Annotated in this window: 20 protein-coding genes and 1 pseudogene; 7 read left to right on the forward strand and 14 right to left on the reverse strand. The window is 72.1% G+C overall.

Annotated elements, in window-relative coordinates; genetic code table 11:
* Positions 1-522 precede the first annotated feature (522 nt).
* On the reverse strand, positions 523-1,482 hold the full coding sequence (locus tag OHT74_RS18735; protein WP_328620837.1) for a LysR family transcriptional regulator: 960 nt from the start codon (positions 1,480-1,482) through the stop codon (positions 523-525).
* Between the two features lie 77 nt (positions 1,483-1,559).
* On the opposite strand from OHT74_RS18735, the gene OHT74_RS18740 reads away from it, so the two are divergent.
* The gene (locus OHT74_RS18740; protein WP_328620838.1) at positions 1,560-2,210 is read left to right on the forward strand and encodes a LysE family translocator; all 651 of its coding nucleotides are present in this window, start codon (positions 1,560-1,562) and stop codon (positions 2,208-2,210) included.
* A gap of 534 nt (positions 2,211-2,744) precedes the next feature.
* Here OHT74_RS18740 and OHT74_RS18745 read toward each other — a convergent pair.
* The 9 genes from OHT74_RS18745 to OHT74_RS18785 form a co-directional block, all read right to left on the reverse strand.
* Positions 2,745-3,998: an MFS transporter gene (locus OHT74_RS18745; protein ID WP_328620839.1), complete on the reverse strand. Its 1,254-nt coding sequence runs from the start codon at positions 3,996-3,998 to the stop codon at positions 2,745-2,747.
* Positions 3,998-6,553: an acyl-CoA dehydrogenase family protein gene (locus OHT74_RS18750; RefSeq protein ID WP_328620840.1), complete on the reverse strand. Its 2,556-nt coding sequence runs from the start codon at positions 6,551-6,553 to the stop codon at positions 3,998-4,000. The genes OHT74_RS18745 and OHT74_RS18750 overlap by 1 nt, the downstream gene beginning before the upstream one ends.
* Complete coding sequence (locus tag OHT74_RS18755; protein WP_266665562.1) at positions 6,532-7,569, reverse strand: PrpF domain-containing protein; 1,038 nt, start codon at positions 7,567-7,569, stop codon at positions 6,532-6,534. Before OHT74_RS18755 ends, OHT74_RS18750 begins: the two co-directional genes overlap by 22 nt.
* Positions 7,566-9,392, reverse strand: coding sequence for an asparagine synthase (glutamine-hydrolyzing) (gene asnB / locus OHT74_RS18760; RefSeq protein WP_266665563.1), 1,827 nt, complete (start codon positions 9,390-9,392; stop codon positions 7,566-7,568). Before asnB ends, OHT74_RS18755 begins: the two co-directional genes overlap by 4 nt.
* Before the next feature lie 4 nt (positions 9,393-9,396).
* Positions 9,397-10,635, reverse strand: coding sequence for an ATP-grasp domain-containing protein (locus OHT74_RS18765; RefSeq protein ID WP_266665564.1), 1,239 nt, complete (start codon positions 10,633-10,635; stop codon positions 9,397-9,399).
* A complete protein-coding gene (locus OHT74_RS18770) occupies positions 10,608-11,846 on the reverse strand; it encodes an ATP-grasp domain-containing protein (RefSeq protein WP_328620841.1) in 1,239 nt (412 codons plus the stop codon). Before OHT74_RS18770 ends, OHT74_RS18765 begins: the two co-directional genes overlap by 28 nt.
* Positions 11,843-12,721 carry a class I SAM-dependent methyltransferase gene (locus OHT74_RS18775; RefSeq protein WP_266665566.1) on the reverse strand — a complete coding sequence of 293 codons (879 nt, stop codon included), beginning with the start codon at positions 12,719-12,721 and terminating at the stop codon, positions 11,843-11,845. Before OHT74_RS18775 ends, OHT74_RS18770 begins: the two co-directional genes overlap by 4 nt.
* A 295-nt stretch (positions 12,722-13,016) precedes the next feature.
* Complete coding sequence (locus OHT74_RS18780; RefSeq protein WP_266665567.1) at positions 13,017-13,781, reverse strand: IclR family transcriptional regulator; 765 nt, start codon at positions 13,779-13,781, stop codon at positions 13,017-13,019.
* Positions 13,769-14,545: an IclR family transcriptional regulator gene (locus OHT74_RS18785; RefSeq protein ID WP_328620842.1), complete on the reverse strand. Its 777-nt coding sequence runs from the start codon at positions 14,543-14,545 to the stop codon at positions 13,769-13,771. The genes OHT74_RS18780 and OHT74_RS18785 overlap by 13 nt, the downstream gene beginning before the upstream one ends.
* 533 nt (positions 14,546-15,078) lie before the next feature.
* Between OHT74_RS18785 and metK the strand changes: the two genes are divergently transcribed.
* A complete protein-coding gene (metK, locus tag OHT74_RS18790) occupies positions 15,079-16,287 on the forward strand; it encodes a methionine adenosyltransferase (protein ID WP_328620843.1) in 1,209 nt (402 codons plus the stop codon).
* 24 nt (positions 16,288-16,311) lie between these two features.
* Here the strand turns inward: metK and OHT74_RS18795 are convergent, their stop codons facing one another.
* Positions 16,312-17,121, reverse strand: a complete 810-nt coding sequence (locus OHT74_RS18795) for a hypothetical protein (protein ID WP_328620844.1) — start codon at positions 17,119-17,121, stop codon at positions 16,312-16,314.
* 119 nt (positions 17,122-17,240) lie between these two features.
* On the opposite strand from OHT74_RS18795, the gene OHT74_RS18800 reads away from it, so the two are divergent.
* A complete protein-coding gene (locus OHT74_RS18800; protein WP_328620845.1) occupies positions 17,241-17,438 on the forward strand; it encodes a hypothetical protein in 198 nt (65 codons plus the stop codon).
* 107 nt (positions 17,439-17,545) lie between these two features.
* Here OHT74_RS18800 and OHT74_RS18805 read toward each other — a convergent pair.
* Positions 17,546-17,796: pseudogene (locus OHT74_RS18805) on the reverse strand (DUF5994 family protein); the annotation flags it as partial.
* Between the two features lie 293 nt (positions 17,797-18,089).
* Here OHT74_RS18805 and OHT74_RS18810 point away from each other — a divergent pair.
* The 4 genes from OHT74_RS18810 to OHT74_RS18825 all read left to right on the forward strand — a co-directional run bounded on the left by OHT74_RS18810 (position 18,090) and on the right by OHT74_RS18825 (position 19,544).
* Positions 18,090-18,665: a DUF5994 family protein gene (locus OHT74_RS18810; RefSeq protein ID WP_266665570.1), complete on the forward strand. Its 576-nt coding sequence runs from the start codon at positions 18,090-18,092 to the stop codon at positions 18,663-18,665.
* 5 nt (positions 18,666-18,670) lie between these two features.
* Complete coding sequence (locus OHT74_RS18815; protein ID WP_328620846.1) at positions 18,671-18,859, forward strand: hypothetical protein; 189 nt, start codon at positions 18,671-18,673, stop codon at positions 18,857-18,859.
* A 95-nt stretch (positions 18,860-18,954) separates the two neighbouring features.
* Entirely contained in the window at positions 18,955-19,221 is a 267-nt protein-coding gene (locus OHT74_RS18820; protein ID WP_266665572.1) for a hypothetical protein, read from the forward strand.
* Positions 19,222-19,271: 50 nt separating this feature from the next.
* A complete protein-coding gene (locus tag OHT74_RS18825) occupies positions 19,272-19,544 on the forward strand; it encodes a hypothetical protein (RefSeq protein ID WP_328620847.1) in 273 nt (90 codons plus the stop codon).
* On the opposite strand, the gene OHT74_RS18830 is transcribed toward OHT74_RS18825, so the two are convergent.
* Positions 19,541-20,809, reverse strand: coding sequence for an ATP-binding protein (locus tag OHT74_RS18830; protein WP_328620848.1), 1,269 nt, complete (start codon positions 20,807-20,809; stop codon positions 19,541-19,543). The genes OHT74_RS18825 and OHT74_RS18830 overlap by 4 nt on opposite strands.
* A 249-nt stretch (positions 20,810-21,058) precedes the next feature.
* Positions 21,059-21,694: a TetR/AcrR family transcriptional regulator gene (locus OHT74_RS18835; protein ID WP_328620849.1), complete on the reverse strand. Its 636-nt coding sequence runs from the start codon at positions 21,692-21,694 to the stop codon at positions 21,059-21,061.
* Positions 21,695-21,781: the final 87 nt, after the last annotated feature.

The raw sequence follows: 21,781 nt of genomic DNA on the forward strand, positions 1-21,781 counted from the left end.
TCGGTGCGTTGCCCGGAACGGTCCCGTCCTGACGTGCGAAAGACGCGTGCCCCAGCCGTGCCCTTCAGAGCGGTAAACAGCGGTCGAAAGCGGTACGGGCGGGTCCTCACGATAGGCCGTTCGTCGGCCTATCGACGCAGGTCAGACGCCATGTGAGCACCTTGCGCGTCACAGATTCCCAAGCTTATAGCGCGGGTTCGATTCCCGTCATCCGCTCTTGAACGAAGGCCCAGGTCACAGACCTGGGCCTTCTTCGTTGTCTAGACCGGTTCAGGAGTCCCGCACCACTTGCGCACCACTTGACCCCTGACCAGCCTGCTCTGCGGCCTTCTGCCGGGCGGCCCGCACCATCCCGTCCAGTCCGCCGGCGACATCCTTCTGACGCTCGTGGTCCGCGCATGCCCAACTTCATCCGCGCCCTGTGCCACTTGTGCGTACGCGCCTCGCGGATGGGGGCGGGGAGACATCTCTTGCTCGCCGCGATCATGGGTCCTCATCGCAGAGGCGCCTGCGCAGTGATCTTCACGGCCTGGACCGAGCGGAGCCGAGCGGGGCCTCGTTCCAGGTGGTGATGATGTCTTCCGCGACATCTCGGAGGAGTCCGAGGAATACGTCCACCAGTGGCGTGAGGGTGGTATCGGCCGGGACCACCGCATGGAGCCGACGATGCGGGCCCTGTTGGACCAGTGCGCGATGGACGGTGCCGGGAACCCCGGTCAGCGCCAGTCGGGAGACCAAGGCAACACCGACTCCGGTGCCGACGAGTGCTTGCGCCACGTCGTAGGACTCGGTCTGGAACCGCACTTGGGGACGGAAGCCCGCGGCGGTCGCGACCCTGTCGAACTGGTCGCGGGCGGGATGGCCGGCCCGAATGGCGACCCAGGACTCGTCGCGCAACTGTTCCAGGCGCAGGGCGGCGCCGGGGGACCGTCCTGAGACCAGTGGGTGATCGTCGGGGAGAACCACGACCATCGGATCCACCAGAAGCGGGTGCACCGAGACCTGCGGCGGCGGCGTGAACGGCGTGCCCCACGTGGCGATGACCGCCACATCCAGGCGCCCCGCGATGACCTCGTCCTCACCGCGCCCGGAGACCACGTCCACGACGGTCACGTCCGCGTCCGGGTGGCGGTGGCGCAGAGCCGTCAGGGCCGGTGGCAACAGATGCAGGGCGGCCGCCTGGAACGTACCGATACGCAGGCGCCGCGACAGGTGCCCCAGCAAGGCGGACAGTCCCGCCGCGGCCTTGTCGGTCTCTTCCTCGACCACCTGTCCGTGGGCGGCCAGCAGAGCGCCGGCCTCGGTGAGTACGGCTCCCCGCGGGCCGCGAATGACCAGTGGCGCCTTCCAGTCGCGCTCCGCCCGGAGCAGCTGCCCAGTCACTGCGGCCGGAGTGAGCCCCAGGACGTGAGCCGTTGCCGTGAGGGAGCCGTGCCGCTCGATCAACGCGATAAGCCTCAGCTGTCCAGGATCCACGGGCATTCATAAATCTTAATACCAGGCGCCAGATCACTAACTTCTCCGATGGTCAGCCACCGGGCAGCCTGAGGCGCGACACAGTGACCTGCGATCTGGAAGGCATCGAGGTGCCCACCCGTCTGCCCGTATTCCTCATCACGACCTGGCTGTTGGCGATGCTGCCCGGTGCCAGTCTTGCGCTCATGACCCGGCAGACCCTGGAGGGCGGCCTTCGCACGGCCCGGGCCACCATCGCCGGCAACGCGACCGGACTGCTGATCTGGTCCACCGCCGCCTCGGCCGGGCTATCGGCCGTTCTCCTGGCCGATCCCACCGCGTACGCCGTTGTGCGCATCGTCGGCGGCATCGTGTTGATCGCCCTCGGGGTGAACACGCTGAGAGCCTCACGAGGGACCGCTTCTCCCCATCCGGCCCCCGGAGGTGGGCACAGGAGCGGCTTCTGGGGCGCGTACACCATGGGCCTCGGCACCAATTTGGGCAATCCCAAGGCGGGCGTCTTCGCCATCTCCGTACTGCCCCAGTTCGTCACGGCTCAGGGCCCGGTACTCCTGTCGAGCTTCGGCCTGGGAGTGGTGTGGGCGCTCGTCACCGCCTGCTGGTATCTGCTGTTCACCTGGGCCGTCAGCCGGGGGCGCGACCTGGTGTCCAGGCCGGTGGTCGACCGAGGGCTGAGGGTTGCCACAGGGGTCGTGCTGCTTCTGCTCGGCGTGACCGTGGCCGCCGGCGTCTGACCCACGGCCACTTGGCCCCCTGCCCCATCCGTGCCCCCTCCGGACGGCCTTCTTCGTTGTCCTCGGGGCGCGTTCCGGCAGCGAACGTCTGCGGCGCGGGGTGTCGCGTTGCCCTGGCCCGACGGCGATGGCGAGACTTGATCGCCGGTGACCTCCGGCACCGTGCACGGCCATCTCACGAGCCGCTCGGTGGAACGTTCCTCGGCGACGGCCTTGCGCGCGTACCTGGATTCCTGGGCGCGCGTCACTTCCACGAGCGGGTGAAGGACAACCCGGCCCCGGTCCTCCTCCTCGCCGGTGCGAACGACCCGGGACTCGGCCCGCGCCGCCGACGAGGCCGCCGTGACCTGCGCGGAGCTGCTGCCGTACGAGACCCGCATGGCAGTGGACGCGGTCTACGTGACCGCGGGGATCCAGCGCCGGCGCGGCGACCTGGCGGCTGCCGAGGCCTCGTACACCCGGGCCCACACACTGGGCCGCGACCCGCAGCCGAGGCTGTCCGGCGCCGGATCGGGAGGCTCCCGGACCAGCCGGCTAGCTGGGGCCGCCCACGGGGACGGGCTCCGGAAGACCGGCCGACCGGCGGTTCAGGGCCGCGGTGGTCGGGCCGGCCAGCAGGGTGGCCAGGCAGAACAGCACGGCGAGCGCCGCCCAACCGAGCAGCCCGGTGGCGATCACCACCGAGGTGATCAGCGCGGGCCCCACGATCTCCTGCCCGGTGGTGCCGAGGCTGAAGACGGCAAGGTAGATCCCGCGCCGCGGCTCCGGCGCGTACTCGTAGGAAAGCTCCCAGCCTCCGGCCGACTGCCACAGCTCACCGAGCGTCATCAGCACACCGGCCGCGGCGACCAGGGCGAACGCGGCGGGCAGCGCGCGATCCGCGGCGAGGCCGAGGCACAGGCAGCACGCGGCGAGCGCCAACCCGCCCAGCCGCAGCGCCCGGAGCGCTCCGCCGGGCCGCTCCACCCCCTTGGCGAACGGCACTTGGAGGAGCACGACGAGCACCGTGTTGGCCAGCACCACGAGCGGGACGTACTCGCCGGGTACGGCGGTCGCCTGCACCACCCAGAGCGGGATACCGATCGACAGGATCGTCATGTGCAGCGTGAGCACGCCATTGACCGCCGTGAGCGCGATGTACCGCCAGTCCCGGAACCCCCGGATGCCGGCCAACGGGCCCTCCGCCCGCTGCCGGGCAGCCGAGCGCGGCACGTCGATCCGGCCGAGCAGCGTCGCGGAGAACACGAACGCCGCGGCGTTGCCAAGGACGATCATCCGGTAGCACCAGACACCGCCCCCGGCCAGCAGCGGCACCGCGAGCAGCGAGCCCAGCGAGAAGCCGACGTTGCGGACGGTACGGATCACCGCCACCGTCCTGGTCCGGTCCGTGTCGCCCGTGACGGCGGCCACCACCGCCTGGCTCACCGGGGAGGTCGCGGCCTCGGCCATCGCCAGGCAGGAGGCGACCACGGTGAAGGCGACCGGCCCGTCGACGAAGGCCAGCACGACGAACCAGGCGGCCCGCCACAGCTGCAGGCCGATGAGCGTGCGGTGCACGCCGATCCGATCCCCCAGCGCCCCGATCGGCACCGTGGTGAGGAAGCCGACGGCCGCCGCGACGGCCAGCCCGACCCCCACCTGCTCGCTGCTCAACCCGACCGACCGGACGAAGAAGACGGCGGACCCGGCGAGGAAGAGCCCCGTGCCCGTCGCGCTGATCAGCGAGGTCAGGGCGAAGGTGCGCCCGGCCGCGGTGGCCGGGACGTAGTCGCGCAGCGAGAGGCCCATCACCGGGCCCCGCCGGCGCCGGTACGGATGGCCACCCGCCCGGCCGCGTGCGCGGCGTTCGCCGCGGCCTCGGCGCCGTCGCGGCCGGTGGCGACGACGAAGCCGGCGCGCTCCCAGGAGCTGGTGGCGGCCCGGGTGGTGGTGCCGGGGACGGCCGAGACGTGCAGCGTGTGCACCCCGGGGGCGGTCCGGGCCTCCTCCTCCCCGTCGACCGAGGTCACGGTGCCGGCCGGGGCGGAGAGGAAGCGGATCGCGGCACCGGCCGTGGCCGGCCGGGGAGCGGGTGCCCCACGGCCCTCCAGCACGGCCAACAGCCCGCCGAGGATGCTTCCGCCGTACGCCAGGTCGATCAGGGTGTCGATGCTGTCGCCGGGCAGCCGTCCGGCGCACTCGACCAGGTGCGGCCGGCCCTGGTGGAGGATCCACTCCGCGTGCAGCACACCCGAGCGGAAACCCGTGGCCCGTACCAGCGCGGCCATCGCGGATTCGAGCGCCGCGACGGTACCGGCGGGCAGCCCGGCAGGGACGACGTGGCCGGTCTCGACAGGGTGGCGGGAGTCCTGCACGCTCTTCGCGGTGACGTTCACGAACCCGGGCCGCCCGTCCACGACCAGCAGCTCCACACTCACCTCGGGACCGTGCAGCCGCTCCTCGACCAGGTAGCGGGCGGCGCCCGAGTAGCCGACCCGCAGCTTCGGCTCGTCCGCGGCCGTCGTCCCGGCCCACGCTTCGTGGATGTCGTCCGCCGGCCCCAGCAGCTGGACCCCGAGGCTGGCCTGACGGTTGGCCGGCTTCAGCACGCACGAGCCGCCGTGCCGGGCGCGGAAGCGCTGCACGTCGTCCGGCCCCTCGGCCGGCGCCCAGTCCGGCTGGTCGACGCCGCCGGGGCCCGCGGTACCGCGCAGCAGCGCCTTGTCGCGCATGACTCGGGCCGCTGCCGTTCCGGCGCCCGGGACGTCCCAGGCCTCGGCGAGGGCGGCGGCGCCGACGACGCCGTACTCGACCGCCGGGATCACGGCCCGCAGCGCGGGCGGGCGGGGGACGGCCGCGACGAGCCGCTCGGGCCGCTCCTCGTCCTGCGTCGGCGCCGGCCGCAGCTCCGCCACGCAGCCGTAGCGGGCGGCCAGCTCACCGGCGTTGCGTGCGGCGATCACAGCCGGTTCCTCCAGCACCAGCACGGACCGGGCCGGGAGCAGCCGGTCGAGATCGGCCAGCAGTCCGGCGCTGAAGCCGACCAGGACATGGGTCACGGCGGGCGTGGCTTCCGGCACCGCTTGCGGCATGGCGTCCGGCATCGGTTCCGGTGTTGCTGCTGGCATGGCTTCCTCACGGGTCGGGGGGGTGCTCGGGACCGGCGGGCGACCCGCCGGAGCGGGCTGCGGCACGGCGGGCAGTCGCGGCGCGGCCTCCTCCGGCGGCGCCGCGGTGGCCCGGCCGACGCGCAGGAGTTCCCGGCAGAGGGCGTTCGTGGGGCCCATCAGCGCCACCGCGCGGGCGTCGCGCAGCAACCGGTTGATCGGACTGCTGCGCCGGTAGCCCGAGCCGCCGAGCAGCCGCTGGACCTCCTGGCAGACGTCCTCGGCGATGCTGGTCGCGGCCAGTTTGCTGTGCAGGGTGGTGGCTCCGGCCGCCCCGCTGTCCCGGCGGCCGGCTCGCTCCACGACCGCGCGGACCGTCTCGACCTGCGTGGCGAGGCCGACCAGGCGGTGGGTGGTGTCGCCGTGTTCCAGCAGTCCGCGGGCCGTGGCGTGGGCCGTCGCCAGCTCCTGGGCGGCCGCGGCGATGCCGGCCGAGACCGCGCCGAGCGTGGCGCCGGACTCGCGGACTCCGGCGATGATCCGCGCGGCGCCGCCGACCGGGCCGAGCACGGCCGTCCCGGGAACGGCGCAGTCGCGCAGCTCCAGGAATCCGGTCGCCGAGCCGCGCATCCCCTCCAGGTCGAGGGCGGGGCCGGGGCGCAGCCCGGGGTTCGCCGCCTCGACCAGGAAGAACGTCTGGCCGTCACCGCCGTAGAAGCCCCCGGCCCCGTCGGCGCCACCGGACGGACCGGCGCTCCGGGCGAGCACGAGGTAGAGGTCGGCGACGCCCGCACCGGTGACGAAGGCCTTCGTGCCGTCCAGCACCCAGCCGTCGCCGCGGCGGTCCGCGGTGGTGGCGACGTTGCGCTTGTCCGCGCCCGCGCCCTCCTCGCTCCACGCCGAGGCGACCAGCCACTCGCCGCTCGCCAGCCGTGGCAGGACGGCCGCCTGCTGCTCCGGGCTGCCCCACTCGACGATCCTGGCGGTCACGGCGTAGTGCTGGAACAGCACGATCGCGACCGACGGGTCCACCGCGGCCACCCGCTCCACCAGCCGGTTGGTGACCAGTGCGTCACCGCCCCGGCCGCCGTGCGCGATCGGCACGCCCGCCGCCAGGATCCCGGAGGCGCGCAGCTCCGCCAGGGCCTCGGCCACCGGCGCACCGGTGGCGTCGGCCTCGGCCGAGGTGCGGCGCAGGACCTCGCGGAGCCGGTCGAGCCCGTCGTCGGCACCGGTCACAGGGAGGCTGGCAGCCATGCGGGAGACTCCTCTCGTTCACGTCCTCCGCCCAGGCGGAGGGTCAGATCGCCGAGCTGGTAGGCGCGTTTGCGGCCCACACTGACCCAGTGCAGGTTGGCCTCGCCGGCGTCGTCCGCGGTCACCAGGCTGGTCACGCTGGTCGTGCCGCCGGGGGTGTCGACCTCGACCCGGCCCTGGTCGCAGCCGGCCGCCCGGGCGAGGCGGTACGGCACGGACCCCTCGACCGACACCGCGGCGCCGAGGCAGGTCGTCCCGGTCAGCGCGAGCGTCGGGTGCCAGCTGGGGACGGAGATGGCCCGGACGGCCAGCCGGCCGGGGTGGTAGGCGCCGACCAGTGCGATCTTGGGGAAAGTGCCGTCGACCGGCCACCCCAGCAGTTCGGCAGCGCTGTTGCGGATCGCCGCCATCCGGGCGAACACCTCGTCACCCGCGCCGAACAGCTGCTCCTGGCTGGTGAGCCCGAGGCTGCGCGCGTCGACGAAGACATAGGGGTTGCCCATCGAGACCAGCGAGGACTCGTACGAACGCGGGCCCACCGCCAGGGTGTCGGTGGCGTTCCCGGTGAGCAGGAGCCGGGCCAGCGGGGTCTGCGGGGACTGCACGAAGTGCACGGTGAAGCTGCCGCTCCCCGCCTCGTCCGGCTCGCAGACCACGTGGTCGCCGTTGTTGAGCACCCGCACCCGGACCCGCCCGCCCGGGACGAGCGAGACGGTCCGACCGGCCTCGGCCACCACCGCGGCGAGGATCGAGTGGCCGCAGCTGCCGCGGAACTCGAACCGGTCGTCGCCGCCCGGCAGGCACTGGACGAAGCGGTAGTCCAAGTCGAACATCGGGTGCCGGGACGGTGCGACCAGCGCGAGCTTCAACACGTGTGCGGCGTCGACCTCGCGCAACTGCCGCCGGATGACGGCTAGTTCGGCGCGAAGCTCGTGCTCGTCCCCGGACAGCCGGGTCCGGTCGAGCACCAGGGTGGGGCAGGGCGCGCCCTCGGCCAGGGCGAACCGGGCGATCATCTCGGCCCCCCGGTACAGGGAGCCGCGGCCTTGCTGTCGCAGAACTGGTCCAGCCAGAGCTCGTGGACGAGCAGCGCCCATATGGCCAGCGCCGCGCGGGCCGAGGGGTGCTCGGCCTGACGGTGCAGCAGGTCGTCCACCCGCACCGGGTCGAGCAGGCCGTGGCGGGCGAGCCGGTCCTTGGCGAGCAGGTCCCGGGCGAAGGCCATCAGCGGCTGCCCCGGGGCGAGCATCGCGGTGATCGGCAGCGTAAACGGCTGCTTCGGCCGGTCGAGCACCGACGCCGGCAGCCGGCCCGCCGCCGCGGCGTACAGGACGCGCTTGCCCCGGTCGCCGGCCACCTTGTAGGACCCGGGCAGCGCCCGGGCGAGGTCGACCACGGACGGCTGGCAGAACGGCAGCCGGACCTCGACGGAGGCGGACATGCTCAGGTGGTCCACGCGGCGCAGGTGGTACGCGGGCATCCGGGACCCCACCTCGAAGGCGGTGATCGCCGCGAGCCGGTCGCCGCCGGCCCCGGAGGCGGCGTCGGCCTCGCGCAGCAGGGCGGCGATGTGATCGGCGTCGGAGCCGCTGCGGCGGATCAGGTCGCGGTAGTCGTCGGAGTAGAGCTCCTCGCGCATCGCGCGCGGGACCGCCGCCAGCTCCTCGACGTAGCCGGTGACCCAGTCCCCGCCGGGGGGCACCCGCAGCGCGGCCCTGATCCGGTCGTAGCCGCCGAACAGCTCGTCCGCGGCGTCCCCGGTCAGCGCGACCCGGTAGCCCGCCGCCCGGACCGCGTCAAAGAGCGCGTACGTGCTCAGCGTGATCGGGTCGGCATTGGGCTGGCCGAGGTGCCAGACGACCTCGGGCAGCAGCTCGGGGAAAGTCCGCGGGTCGATCTCCACCTGGTGGTAGGTCGCGCCGCAGCCCTCGGCCACCTCGCGGGCGAACGCCCGCTCGTCGGCCGGCCAGGTGCCCCGGTAGGCGATGTTGAAGGCGTGCAGGTCGGCGACCCGCTCGGCCGCGAGCACCGTCACCAGGCTGGAGTCGAGCCCGCCGCTGGTAATCGCGGCCACCGGCACGTCGGCGACGCTGAGCCTCGCCACCTCGCGCCGGAGCAGCTCGCGGGTCCGCTCGGCGGCCTCCGCCTCGGTCAGCCCGGGGTCCGTGACCGGCGCGCTCTCCCGGCGGAACACGCGCAGCCCGCGCGAGCGGGACACCACGGCGGTGGCGGCCGGCGGCAGCACCCGGACGCCCTGGAACATGGTCTGCTCGCCGAACGGCGTCTTGGTGGCCAGGTAGGCGTCCAGCCCGTACTCCCAGGGCACCGCGCCGACCGTGCCGAAAGCGAGCAGCGCCGGGATCTCGGAGGCGAAGCAGAGCCGGGCGCGCGCCGCGTCCCAGTGGTAGTAGAGCGGCTTCATGCCGACGCCGTCGGTGGCGAGGACCAGGGTCGGCTCCGCGCGGGTGTCCATCACCGCGATCGCGTACATGCCGTCGAGGTGCTCGGTGAAGTCCAGGCCGTACTCCAGGTACAGCGCCGGGATCACCGCGCCGTCGCAGCGGTCCCGGAAGGCGTGCCCGCGGGCGGCCAGGTCGCGCCGGAGCTCGTCGTGGTTGTAGATCTCGCCGTTGAAGACGACGGTGATCGAGTCGCCCAGGCGGTACGGCTGGTCACCGCCGCCCGGGTCGGTGATCGCGAGCCGGTTGCTGCCGAGCGCCCAGCCCGGGCCGTACGCGTTGGACTGCGCGTCGGGTCCGCCGTGGCGCTGGACCGCCGCGACGGTGCGGAGGTCGTGCGGCGTCATGCCCGCGTTGAAGTGACCGTGGATGCGGCACATCGGCTCACACCACCCCGGGAGCGGGGACGGACTCGACCACGGCCGAGTACGTCGCGGCGATGCCGGCGACGCGCTGCGCGACCTCGTCCTCGCTGCGCACGGCGAGGAACACGATGCCGTTGGCCGCGGAGGAGTACAGCCGGTAGCCGACGACGTCTCCGGCCTGGTGCAGCATCCGCACCTTCAGCACGTCGGGCAGCTTCTCCAGCACCTCGGCCGGGGTCTGCTCGACGATCCGGCCCTGCCGGATGGGCAGGTCGACGTTGACCACGATCCGCTCGTCCGGGCTCGGGTCCAGAGTGGGCTCCTGGCCGAGCGCGGTCTCCAGGAAGGCTTGCCAGAGGTCCACGCCGTGGCCGAGCCGGACGGCCTCGACGATCCCTCCGCCGCCGGGCCGGCAGGTGATCTCGCCGACCAGGAAGCCCTCGTCGGTCTTGAACAGCTCCAGGTGGGTCACGCCGGAGCGCATCCCGAGCGCCTTCACCACGCGGCGGTGCAGGTCCTCGACGACGGCCCGGTCCGGGTCGTCGGGCGACAGGAAGTACGAGCCGGTGAACTCGTCGAAGCGGCCGAGCAGCGGCATGAAGTACCGGGACGCGGCGAGGAAGCGGACCTCGCCGTCGTGGACCACACCGTCGCAGTGGTACTCGCCGGACATCCCGACGAACTTCTCGACCAGCAGCGGGCAGCGGGCCTCCCGCAGCCGCTCGGCCTCCTCCCCGGCTGCGAACAGCTCGAACTCCTCAGGGGAGCCGAGCGCGAACACGCTCATGCAGCCCGTGCCGAAGGCCGCCTTGAGGACGACGGGCCAGCCGAGCTCCTCGGCCCGCTCCGGGAGGTCCTCCAGCCGGTACAGCGGACCGAACGGCGCGGTGGGCAGTCCGGCCGCCGCGAGCCGCTGCTTCATGACGAGCTTGTTGGCGAAGGAGTTGGCGGCCTCGTAGCCCAGGCCCGGCAGGCCGAGGTAGGAGCGGAGGAAACCGGCCGTCGCGATGCCGTGCTCGGCGGGCGAGACCACCGCGTCCACCGGCCCGGCGGCCAGCACGTCGAGGGCCGCGTTCTTCACCGCGAGCAGGTCGTCGATGCTGGGGACGGTGCGCACCTCGACCCGCTCGTCGTACCAGTCGACGAAGGCCGGCTCGGTGATGACGGTGACCCGGCCGAACAGGTCGCTGTGTAGGACCTCGGGAAGGATCGGCTTCCGGGAGTTGACGATCAGTACGTTCTTGACGTTCTTGCGCATGCGGATGCGTTCTGTCTTCCGTCTGGTTGGTCTTCGGTGATGATCCGGACGCCGGCGAGTACCTGCCGGCACCGGGCGAGGGCGCTCTCGGCATCGGGCCCGGAGGCCAGCACGTGGGCGGCCCGGTCGTCCGAACCGGCCACCGGCGTGACGAGGTCGCCCACCGCGACGTCGACCTCGATCTCCACGTCGGGGCCCGGGTCGGCCGGCAATTCGACGGCGCGGACCACTCCGGGGGGCGGGGTGTGGAACACGATCGCGGCTGCGCCGTTCGGCTCGACCGCCTCGGGGGCCGGGGCGAGCCCCAGCGGCACGGCCACGGCGAGCCTGGCCAGGTCGGCCCCGTAGACCCGGTCCACCAGGACCCGGATCTTGTCGCCGCCGAACCGGGGGTGCGACTCGACGATGCGCGGACCGGTCTGCGTCATCTTGATCTCGGTGTGCGAGGGCCCCTCGCACAGGCCTACCAGGTCGAGGAAGGCCGGCACCAAGGCCTTCACCTCGGCCAGCAGGGACTCGGGGAGCCGGCTCGGGACGAGGTGCCCGGTCTCCACGAAGTTGTCCTGAACGGTCTTGTCGGTGACCGCGAGGACGGTGTGCCGACCGTGCCGGCTGAACGCCTCGACGCTGATCTCCGGGCCGGTGAGGAACTCCTCGGCGAGCGCCTGCCGGTGACCGGCCGCCGCCAGCCGTTCCCAGACCGCCGCGGCGGCCCCCGGCTCGTCGACCCGATGGACACCGAGGCTGCCGGTCCCGTCGACTGGCTTCACCACGGCCGGGCCGTACCGGCGGACGAAGGCCGCGATCCCGGCCGCGTCGCGCACCACCCGGGCGGTCACCGGGCTGAGCCCGGCGTCGTCGAGTGCGGCCCGCATCAGGGACTTGTCACCGAGCATCCGGACGCAGGAGACCGGGTTGCCGGGCAGGCCGAGCGCGGCCGCCGCCCCGGCGGCCGGCAGCAGGCCCGGCTCGGTCAGCGACAGCACCAGGGCGAACGGGTCGGCCGCGTGCCGCGGGGTCAGGGCGGCGAGCAGCTCGTCCGGGCGGGCGTAGTCGACGAGGAGCACCTCGTCCGCGTACTGCCGGTGCCGCTCGTCGAACCGGTCCGGGTGCTGCACCAGCAGCACCCGGACACCCAGGTCACGGGCGTGGCGCAGCAGCGGGAACGGGCCGCCGACGACCGCCACGCGCGGGGCCGCCGCGGTGGTCACCGGGGCGCGAGGTCGTAGAAGTAGTAGCCGCGCTCGTGGTGCTGCAGCACGGTGACGTCCCGGACCTCGTGCTCGATCCGGAAGCGGCGGCCGAGCTCCTCCTCCAGGTCCTCCTTGGTCCGCAGCCAGTACGGCTTGTCGAACGGCGCGGTGACCTCCCAGAGGCCCTCCAGCAGGGAGTTGGCACGCGGGTCCGGGTGGACGAAGCCGGTGTCGTCGCGGTACTTCTCGAGCTCCCGGCCGAGGTCGGCCCAGGAGAGGAAGCTGCTCTCCCGATCCCAGTGACGCAGCCCGGCGGCGCAGCGCAGCGAGCAGATGTCGGCCTGGGTGGGCTCCTCAATGAGCAGGAACCGGTCGAGCAGCGCGTCCAGGTCCTCGATGCGGCTGTTGGCGTCCACGCAGTCGGTGCGGTTGAGCCAGCGGCCGGTCGGCTTGAGCGCGGCGTGCACGCGGTCGACCAGCCCGGCGTGCTTGGCCGGCGGCAGGTTGGACAGTACGAGGTCGCTGATCACCGCGTCGAAGTAGTGCTCCGGCAGCGGCGCGTTCAGCCAGTCGCCCTTGATCCACACCTCGTCGAAGGGGTCGGCGGTGACCATCTCGGTCATGGCCACTGTCATCTGCAGCATGTAGTCCATGAGCGTGACGCGCACGTTCGGGAGCCCGGCCAGCATGTTGCGGGTCTCGGGCGTCGAGCCGAGCACCAGGACCTGGGCCTTGCGCTCCTCGGTCGCGCCGGTCTCGGCGAGCACCCGCTCCAGCCGCTCCCGGATGGTGAGCATGTCCTGCTCCGACGGCCGCACCGGGGGTGTGTACTTCTCCCACTGCGGGCCCATGGACTTCCAGCCGGATACGCCGATTACTCCGAGTTCGGGCATTGATCTTCATTTCCGTGAGGGTGACCGGCCCCGCGGTCCCGCCGTTCGGGCGGCCCGGCCGAGGACGGATATTCGACTGACAGGCGAGATCATCCGCGGCCCCACGGGCACGCCGTTCGGGCGAACCGGCCGAGGACGGATATTCGACTCACAGCCGAGATCATCCGCGGGAAGCCGCGCACCGGCACAGGGCCGGAACGACTTCGCGTCAGATCTGAGGGCCTGTTCCGCCATCCGCCCTCAGTTCTGGGCAATCCTCCGGACAGCGGGAACGATCAGCGCCGCCCGGCACCGCTCAACGCGGGCCGGCGCCCGGCTCGGCGTACCCGAGCTCCGCGGACATCCGTGCGGCGGTCACCACGACCAGGTCCCGCAGCTCCTCGGCGCAGGGGTCGGTCTGCCTCGCGGGAACGGCGAGCGTCACGCTCGTGGTGACCCGGCCGGTGGACATCCGCACCGGTGCGGCCGCGGTCCGGACCCCGCGGTCGAGCTCGTTGTCGCACATGTCGTAGCCCCGGGCCCGCACCAGTTCCAGGTGCTCCAGCGTGGCCTCCACCGAGGGTGGCGTACGGCTGGTGAAGAGGGTCAGCGACCGGCTCTCCAGCACGCGCCGCGCGGTGTACTCGTCCTCGTACGCGAGGAGCACCCGGGCGGCGGCGGCCGCGTGGAACGGGAGCTCCTGCCCGACGTTGACGAACAGCATCAGCGGCCTGGTCCGCTCGATCAGCGCGGTGCACACCGCACGGTCCCCGAACAGCTCGGTGAGGAATACGGTTTCACCGGTTTTCTCGGCGAGTTCGGTCACCGCGGGATGCGGCGCGATGAGCCGCGCCCGCGCGGGCGCGGAATCGCCCGCCAAATGGCACGCCGCCGGGCCGAGGAAATATCGGTGGTTCAGCGGAGATCGGGTGATGAACAGTTCTGATTCCATCGCGGCCAGCAACCGGTTCAGACTGGCGGCCGGAATATCCAGACCGGACTGCAATTCCTGCAGAGTCAGCCCGTCGTCGGCGGCCGCGACGGCCCGCAGGACGCCCATCGCCCTGACTACGAGGCGCACGGCCGGTGCCCCCCGGTGCCGCGGTGGCCCAGCTCCGACCCCAGGGTGTGTGCCGCCTCCAGGACCAGCTGCCGGGCTCGGCGGCGAGCCGCCTGGTTCATCCGGTGCTCGCTGCCGGCCGCGGTGACGGTGGCCAGCACGTGGCCCGTCCCGCCGCGCACCGGCGCCGACACCGCCCAGATGCCCTGGTCGTACTCGTCGTACGAGACCCCGTAGCCGTTCCTGCGGGCCAGGAACAGGTGGTGGAGGACGTCGTGGACCCCGCGCGGGGTCCGCGGTCGGTAGCGCGCGAAGTCGCTTCCGCACAGCAGGCGCCTGATCCGGTGCTCCTCCATACCGACCAGCAGCGTCCGGGCCGCCGTGGCCGCGTGGAACGGCAGGGTACGGCCCACCCGGGCCGAGAGCGGGGCCTCGCGCTCGGGGCCGAACCGGCCGGTGCAGACGGCGTTCCGGCCGACCAGCTCGGTGAACAGCACCGGCTCGCCCACAGTGTCGGCCAGCTCGGCCAGCACCACGGAGGAACGTTCCGCCAGATGGCCGGAGCGTCTGGTGCTGTTGCCCACCTCCCAGGCGGCCGGCCCGGCGAAGTAGCGCCGGCTGCCCTCCGCCCGGGTGACGAAGTGTTCCTCCTTCAGGACCGCGAGGAGGCGGTACATGCTCGCCTCCGGAATCTCCAGCCGATCGGCGAGTTGTTGGAGGGTCAGCCCCGCCGACTCCTGCGACAAGGCGGTGACCACCCCGAGCGCACGTTTCACCAACTGCATCCGAACCCCCGTTTCCCCGTGGCGCCCGGATTGACGACACACCCACCCGAATTACGGCGGGGCGACCAGGGCCGAGGAGACCATAACTATCTCGACATGCACCTGGCGAAATAGTTCCACGCGATGCCGGGAGTTGTCCGGGTTTGGCCGCGACGGGCACCAAGCAAGACTTATATCGCGCACCGACGACAGACCTTCCGGCCGCCCCGCGAAGGCCGTGGGAAAGCCGTCGGAGCACCCGGCGTCCGGATCTGGTGCGGCCGCGGCAGCCGTCCGCCCGTGTGACATTCCCGACACGGATGCCGGTGTTGATCAACGGTAGGGTCCTCCGTTGCCGGGCTCCACGGCCTTGGCCGCACCGCACACGCGCCGCCCCCCGACAGCACGGGACGCGACCGGCGCAGGACGCGGCCGGCCGCCCGGCCGCCCGCGCCGCGATCCCCCGCCGCACCGGCCCCGCCCACTGTGAGCACCCGCCGCTGCCGTCTGCGGCCCGCCATTCACCCGACACACCGTCAACCATCAGGAGGAGCATGTCCCGCCGTCTGTTCACTTCGGAGTCCGTGACCGAGGGCCACCCCGACAAGATCGCCGACCAGATCAGCGACACCATCCTCGACGCGCTCCTCCGCGAGGACCCGACCTCCCGGGTCGCAGTGGAGACGCTCATCACCACCGGCCAAGTGCACGTGGCCGGCGAGGTGACCACCAAGGCGTACGCGCCGATCGCCCAGCTCGTCCGGGACAAGATCCTGGAGATCGGCTACGACAGCTCCAAGAAGGGCTTCGACGGCGCGTCCTGCGGCGTCTCGGTCTCGATCGGCGCGCAGTCGCCGGACATCGCGCAGGGCGTCGACAGCGCCTACGACCAGCGTCTGGGCGGCACCGGCGACGCGCTCGACGCGCAGGGCGCCGGCGACCAGGGCCTGATGTTCGGCTACGCCTCGGACGAGACCCCCGAGCTGATGCCGCTGCCGATCACCCTGGCGCATCGCCTCTCGCGCCGCCTCACCGAGGTCCGCAAGAACGGGACCATCCCGTACCTGCGTCCGGACGGGAAGACCCAGGTCACCATCGAGTACGACGGCGACGAGGCCGTCCGCCTGGGCACCGTGGTCGTCTCGACCCAGCACGCCCCCGACATCGACCTGGAGTCGCTGCTCACCCCGGAAGTGCGCGAGTTCGTCGTGGAGCCGGAGCTCAAGGCGCTGGCCGAGCAGGGCATCAAGCTGGTGACCGACGGCTACCGGCTGCTGGTGAACCCGACCGGCCGTTTCGAGATCGGCGGCCCGATGGGCGACGCCGGCCTGACAGGCCGCAAGATCATCATCGACACCTACGGCGGTATGGCCCGCCACGGTGGCGGTGCCTTCTCCGGCAAGGATCCGTCCAAGGTGGACCGCTCGGCCGCCTACGCGATGCGCTGGGTCGCCAAGAACATCGTCGCCGCGGGCCTCGCCCGCCGCGCCGAGGTCCAGGTCGCCTACGCCATCGGCAAGGCCGAGCCGGTCGGCCTGTTCGTCGAGACCTTCGGCACCGAGACCGTCCCGGTCCTCACCATCCAGAAGGCCGTCTCCGAGGTCTTCGACCTCCGCCCTGCCGCGATCATCCGCGACCTCGACCTGCTGCGGCCGATCTACTCCCAGACCGCCGCCTACGGCCACTTCGGCCGCGAGCTGCCGGACTTCACCTGGGAGCGCACCGACCGCGTCGAGCAGTTGAAGAAGGCCGTCCAGGACTGACCCCACCCCGGAGCCTCTGGCCGCTCACGCGCCCGGCACCTCTCCCCGCTGGGCGTCCAGGAACGCCACGATCCGGGCAGCGCCGGTCAGCTCCAGCCAGGTACGGAAGTCCATCGCGGCCGGGTGGATCCGCCGCGTGGCGGCAACGTCGGCGCGGTAGCCGCATGCGTTGAGCCACTCGTGGGCGGACGCGAACCGCTCGTCGACCGCGCGGATCGCTTCCATCAGGATCTGTTCGTACGGAAGCGGACGCCCGATGGCCGTCTCGATGTGCTGGGAGCAGGCCCCCTGTTCGTCGCGCGACGAGGCGGAGTGGGCGAGCCAATGCCCGCGCAACGCGGTATCGGCGACCGCCCCGGGGTCCCGGCGGCGCGACGGTGTACGCAGCGGCACGACAGCGCCCACCGGGACCGCGAGCTCGCCAAGGAGCCCCGGCCAGTGCGTGACCCCGTCCGGGGGCGTGAAACCGTTGATGTCGAGCCACTGGCCGTCGGTGGACAGGTGGACCGAGCCGCCCCGCTCCTCCGCACGGCCTGTTACTCCAGTGCGCCCGGCCAGCACATGGACCAGCGCGTCGACATCCTCCGGACGCTGCCACCCTGACGCACCCAGCGGCAGCCGCATCCGCAGCTCCACCAACGGGATGCGTCCGTCCCTGACCGCCACGACGCGCGTACCGCTGACGAGCGTGACATCACGCCGCGGGCCGTAGTACGGCGTGGGCTGCACGCCCAGCGGCGGGACCGGCCGGGCCGGGGCCAGGACGGCCACCGACCCCGCCACCGGACCGGGCGCGCCGGGGGTGAGGCCGACACCCTTTCGGCGCTGCCGCACCGGGGAGAGGCGTCATCCGTCTGCCTCGCTTCGCAGTCGACATGATGCAGACCGTCGCGGCGCGTGTCAGCGTGATCGGAGAGGAATCCTTACCCCACGCATCAAGAGGAGTCGCCGTCATGGACGGTAGGCAGGACAAGCGCCAGGAGCCGGGCAAGGGGCACGAGGCGCAGGAACACCATCGCCCCGGAGACCCCGCGCGGCCCCAGCCCGGCAAGTCCCGCGAGAAGGGGCACAAGCCCGGTCAGCAGGAGACCTCGCGCCACCGCGAGGACGATCTTCTGCGCGAAGAGGACCTGCACGACGAGGGGCTCTGACCGGCGCATCACTCGGCCACTGAGGATTCGGGGTCAGCCCGCCGCATCGGCGGCGCTGTCCTCGGGTTCGGGTGTGGTGGCGATGAGGATCTGAGCGGCCTCGGTGGCGGGAGCCCGTTCCAGGCGGACGCGTCCACGCCCACCCGGGTGATCGGCCCGAGATGCCCGGTCAACACGCTGATCAGCGGGGCAGCTCGGTCTCGATGTCGCGCGTGCGCGGCCACCACGCGCCGTCCAGCAGCCCCTCCCGGGACCGCGTGGTCTCCAGCCGCAGCAGGGCCGTGCCAGGTTTGATCGCCTGGTGGATGGCATCCGGCAGGAGCTGGGATGGCCTGTGGGGGGTGTCGGAGTCAGTCATGCGGGTCCGCCCGTCTACGGGGTACGGCCATGCGTCACCGCAGGTCGGCGTCCATGCCGACGCCGATGCCCGGTCGGCGACGTGCACGAGCCCGCCGTCGCTTCACGGTACTCCCGCCGCCCGCTCCGCCACCCTCCGGAGAAATACCTGGTCACGCGGGTCATAGCCCGCCGAACAGGCGTACAGTCAAAGCACCGGGAGTACTTCGCGCACCCGCTTTCACGTGGGTGCCATTTCCGGTGATCGCCTAAAAACCGGGCTGCCGACGGGCAGTCCGGGGGCAGGTCCGCATCATGACCACGACCCTCGACCGGACCGCGACCCGCGACCTCGCCGCAGAGCTCCCGGCACGCTTGTCCCTCACCCCCGAGACCACGCTCGCCGGCCGGCTGGACGGGGCCTGGTGGCCCTACTCCCGCGACCTCGAAGCCGAGCTCCCACCGCTCGCCGCCGCCCTGGAGGAACCCTGGGGTCGCGTCACCCGCGTCACCGTGAACCCCACCCGCTGGCCCGTCGTACCGCACACGGTTGCCGTGGACGGGCGCACGCTGCACGTGGGCTGGTTCGCCGAACAGGACCCCGACAAGCTCATCCTGCTCTCCTACACCGTCGGCCGCTGGGACCTCCTCGTCATCCCGCCCGAAACCGCACCCGCCGCCGCGGCCCGCCTGATGGCAGCCGCCACGATCCCCGGTAGCGCCCTCACCGCCGGAGTCCTGATGGCCAACGAAACCGCCATCGGACGCGGCATCGGCGACGCCGTACGCAGGGAAGCCACCTGGGAGGGCGAAGGCGGGGCCTGCATGTCCCCCTTCGGGGACGCGATGGACCGAAGCGCCCTCCCGCTGCCCGGAAACGGCTGGCGGTGAGCTCCGTGGAGACCCTCGTCCTCATCGCGGTGATCGTCCTCGCGATCGGCATCGGGATGCGCTGGATCCACCTGCTCAACGCCCAGCACGACGCACGGATCGCGGCCTACCACTTCAGCGACGCCCTGCCAAGACCTCCCGGCCTGCCGGACGACACCAGTCGTCGAGCCCACCGCACGGATGCCGACCGGTGAGGAACAGGCCTTCCTCCGACCGGGAGCAGCGGGCGGGGCGCCACGGCGCCCCCGCCCGTCGGCTTTTCGCCCACTCCGAAAGGGAACACGCCCACGTGAAGTACATCGAGACGCAGACACTGCCGTCGCTCGGGCACGCCGAGGTGCGGATCATCGCGCACACGCCCGAAGCCGCCCGAGCGGTCGCGGAAGCCCTTCGCGGCTGCTTCGCCGGGCCGGAACAGCGCAGCTATCCCGGCCTCGACGGAGACACCCGCCTCCACCTCACCGTGGACACGGCAACACCGGCCGGGCCCGCCCGCTCCTGGCTGGCCACCAGCAGGACCCCCGTCGGCGCCGGCGCCCACTCCGACGAGACCTGAGCGCCCCGACGGGCCCCGGAGCCCACTCCCGCACACGAAAGGACGCGGTCATGGCGACACTGCACGAACGCAAGACCTACCGCGAACAGGTGCTCCGGGTCCTGTACGAAGCCGTCGAAGGCAACCGTCTCCTCGGCATCACCGGAGCACAGCTGCGACGCGACCTCCACGTACCGGAACAGGACCTGGCCGCCGCCTGCACCTACCTCGCGGGCGAAGGCCTGATCACCGTCGACTGGGAACCGGGCAACACCCCCGCGATGGTCACCCTCACCCACGAGGGAATCCGGCGCATGGAGACCGAGGAGGAAGAGACGGCCTAGATGCGGGCGAACGTCTCGGTCTGGTGGGCGAACTCCTGGGCCATGGCGGCGCTGACCGTGGGCTTGGTGCCGCTGATGATGCCCAGGTAGTCGTCGGTCGCGGGGCGGGTCCGGGTTCCGGTGTCGAAGGTGCGCTCGAACTGGACTTGCGAGACGGTGCGCGCCACATGGGCGATGTCGGCGGGAGTGAACCCCTCACTGGCGGACGCCAGCGCCGCGCTGTCGGCCTCCGCACCCGCTCGGAGCAGGTAGCTCTCCCACAGCGCGGTCCTGGCCCGGTGGTCGGGAGGGCCGATCGGCAGCACGTAGTCGAAACGGCCGTGTCGAAGGAACGCGGAGTCGAGCGTGGTCACGTTGTTCGTGGCGCAGACGAGCAGTCGGCCGTCCTGGCTTCGGAACCGGACGATCGCCTTGAGCAGTTCGTTGACGACGCCGACCGCGGTCGCGTCCGCACCGCTGCGCGTCCCGGCGATCTCCTCGACCTCATCGATGAAGACCAGGACGTGGTCGAGCTGGGCGATCTCGTCGAAGCGTCGGCTCAGCCCGCTCGCCAGCCCGTACTCGGCGGCCAGACGGGCGGGAAACAGTTCGAGGAGGGGCCAGCCCAGGCGGCTGGCGATCGCGTGCGCGAACGTGCTCTTCCCGGTCCCGGGCGGCCCGAACAGCATCACCGCCCGCGGCAGCTCCACTCCGTGCTGGGCGGCCATTTCGGGATGGGCCAGCGGCAGGACCAGGCGCCGCTCGATGAGCTCCTTCTCCCTCTGCATTCCCGCGACCTTCTGCCACAGTCCCCCGGGCGGCAGCTCCGCTCCGAGCGAGGACAGCATGCTGACCGCCTGAGGCGTCACTCGCCCGCGCTTCTCGAAGAAGACCAGGCCCGGGCGGGCACCGAAGCCGCAGTTGTCCAGGGCGGCGGCACCGGTCTCACCGTCGGGCAGGACCGCGTGCACGGTACGGACTCCACCGGCGAACAACCGGTGCTCCAGGGCCGTGATCAGGTCGCTGCCCAGACCTTGGTGCCGCCATGCGGGCCCCATACTGATGCGCAGGATCCACGCCCTGTCACCCTCCACTCTGCTCACCGCGGCGCCGACCACCACCTCGTCCACGGTGGCCACCACCGCCGGGTGCGGAGCCTGAAGGGCGGCCACGGCGTCCGAGAGCGGAAAGAGGGGTGGCTCCTCAGCCGTGCCGCTCTCCGCATCGACTCGGATCACCGCTTCGAGATCGTCCTGGGTGTAGTCCCTGACACGCCAACCCGTCATGGTCAGCTCCGCGTGTTCGGCCGTACTCCCATCATCGGCCGAGGTGCGCGGGACGCGCACCTCGGCCCCTTCAGGCCGGCGGCAACTACGGCGGGCAGGAAAAGGCCTGATAGCAGCCGGTCGGGCCCTGCCGGCGCGCGACGGAACCAGACGTGCAAGCCCTGCGTGAAGCGGCCCGGCCGGGGAATCCGGGTCGTGGGTCTCGGAGCCCGCGCGCCATTCGCGTGTCACAAGCGCCTTGACAGCGCGTCAGATTGAGCCCGTCCCATTCGCCGTCGTCCCGGTGGCCGCGAAGATCCGGTCCAGGTGGTGCCGGAGTACCGCGATGGCCGACTCCGGACTGCGCTGGCCCACGAGGATGCTGGTGCCCATGGTCGCCGTCATCGCGAGCAGGCTGATCGCCTCCGTGCGCGCGGCGACACCGGGATCGGCCAGGCCTGACGCCTGGGCCTGTTCGAGCAGGCCGGTCAGGGCGTTCTCCGCGGCGTCGGGGTTGTCGATGAAGGGCTGGGCGGCCAGCGCCTCGTCGGTCACGGACAGGATCGAGTAGGAGCTGTAGAGGAGATGGAAGGTCCGGCTCTCCTCATCGGTCGGGAGTGAGGCCAGCAGCAGCGCCTCGATGGTCGCGCGCGGGCCCGGGTCCGCACCGGCAGCGCGCAGGCGCTCGCCCACCCGTGCGGTGAAGCGGTCGGTCAGGTGCTGGAGCCCGTAGAAGAGCAGCTTCTCCTTGGTCTCGAAGTAGTACTGCACGAGCCGGAGTGACACGCCGGCCTCCGCGGCCACGTCGCGCATGCCGACAGCGTGCAACCCTCGCCGCCCCGCGACCTGGATGAGCGCCTCGGCGATCTGGGCGCGCCGTTCCTCGTGGTCCACGCGCTTAGGCATCTGCCGCGTCTCCGCCCGTCAGTGGTGAGTTCCCGGTCCGGCTCTTGCCGGACGTTCTTTATGGTACCGTCGTATCAACATCATGGT

This window comes from Streptomyces sp. NBC_00354, assembly GCF_036106915.1.
Classification (GTDB): domain Bacteria; phylum Actinomycetota; class Actinomycetes; order Streptomycetales; family Streptomycetaceae; genus Streptomyces.

Bases quoted from the DNA above. Each gene is read 5' to 3' on its own strand.
- OHT74_RS18735 (WP_328620837.1), bottom strand. From the start codon at position 1,482: ATGCCCGTGGATCCTGGACAGCTGAGGCTTATCGCGTTGATCGAGCGG.
- OHT74_RS18745 (WP_328620839.1), bottom strand. From the start codon at position 3,998: ATGGGCCTCTCGCTGCGCGACTACGTCCCGGCCACCGCGGCCGGGCGC.
- OHT74_RS18750 (WP_328620840.1), bottom strand. From the start codon at position 6,553: ATGGCTGCCAGCCTCCCTGTGACCGGTGCCGACGACGGGCTCGACCGG.
- OHT74_RS18755 (WP_266665562.1), bottom strand. From the start codon at position 7,569: ATGATCGCCCGGTTCGCCCTGGCCGAGGGCGCGCCCTGCCCCACCCTG.
- asnB (WP_266665563.1), bottom strand. From the start codon at position 9,392: ATGTGCCGCATCCACGGTCACTTCAACGCGGGCATGACGCCGCACGAC.
- OHT74_RS18765 (WP_266665564.1), bottom strand. From the start codon at position 10,635: ATGCGCAAGAACGTCAAGAACGTACTGATCGTCAACTCCCGGAAGCCG.
- OHT74_RS18775 (WP_266665566.1), bottom strand. From the start codon at position 12,721: ATGCCCGAACTCGGAGTAATCGGCGTATCCGGCTGGAAGTCCATGGGC.
- OHT74_RS18785 (WP_328620842.1), bottom strand. From the start codon at position 14,545: ATGCAGTTGGTGAAACGTGCGCTCGGGGTGGTCACCGCCTTGTCGCAG.
- metK (WP_328620843.1), top strand. From the start codon at position 15,079: ATGTCCCGCCGTCTGTTCACTTCGGAGTCCGTGACCGAGGGCCACCCC.
- OHT74_RS18800 (WP_328620845.1), top strand. From the start codon at position 17,241: ATGGACGGTAGGCAGGACAAGCGCCAGGAGCCGGGCAAGGGGCACGAG.
- OHT74_RS18810 (WP_266665570.1), top strand. From the start codon at position 18,090: ATGACCACGACCCTCGACCGGACCGCGACCCGCGACCTCGCCGCAGAG.
- OHT74_RS18825 (WP_328620847.1), top strand. From the start codon at position 19,272: ATGGCGACACTGCACGAACGCAAGACCTACCGCGAACAGGTGCTCCGG.
- OHT74_RS18830 (WP_328620848.1), bottom strand. From the start codon at position 20,809: ATGACGGGTTGGCGTGTCAGGGACTACACCCAGGACGATCTCGAAGCG.
- OHT74_RS18835 (WP_328620849.1), bottom strand. From the start codon at position 21,694: ATGCCTAAGCGCGTGGACCACGAGGAACGGCGCGCCCAGATCGCCGAG.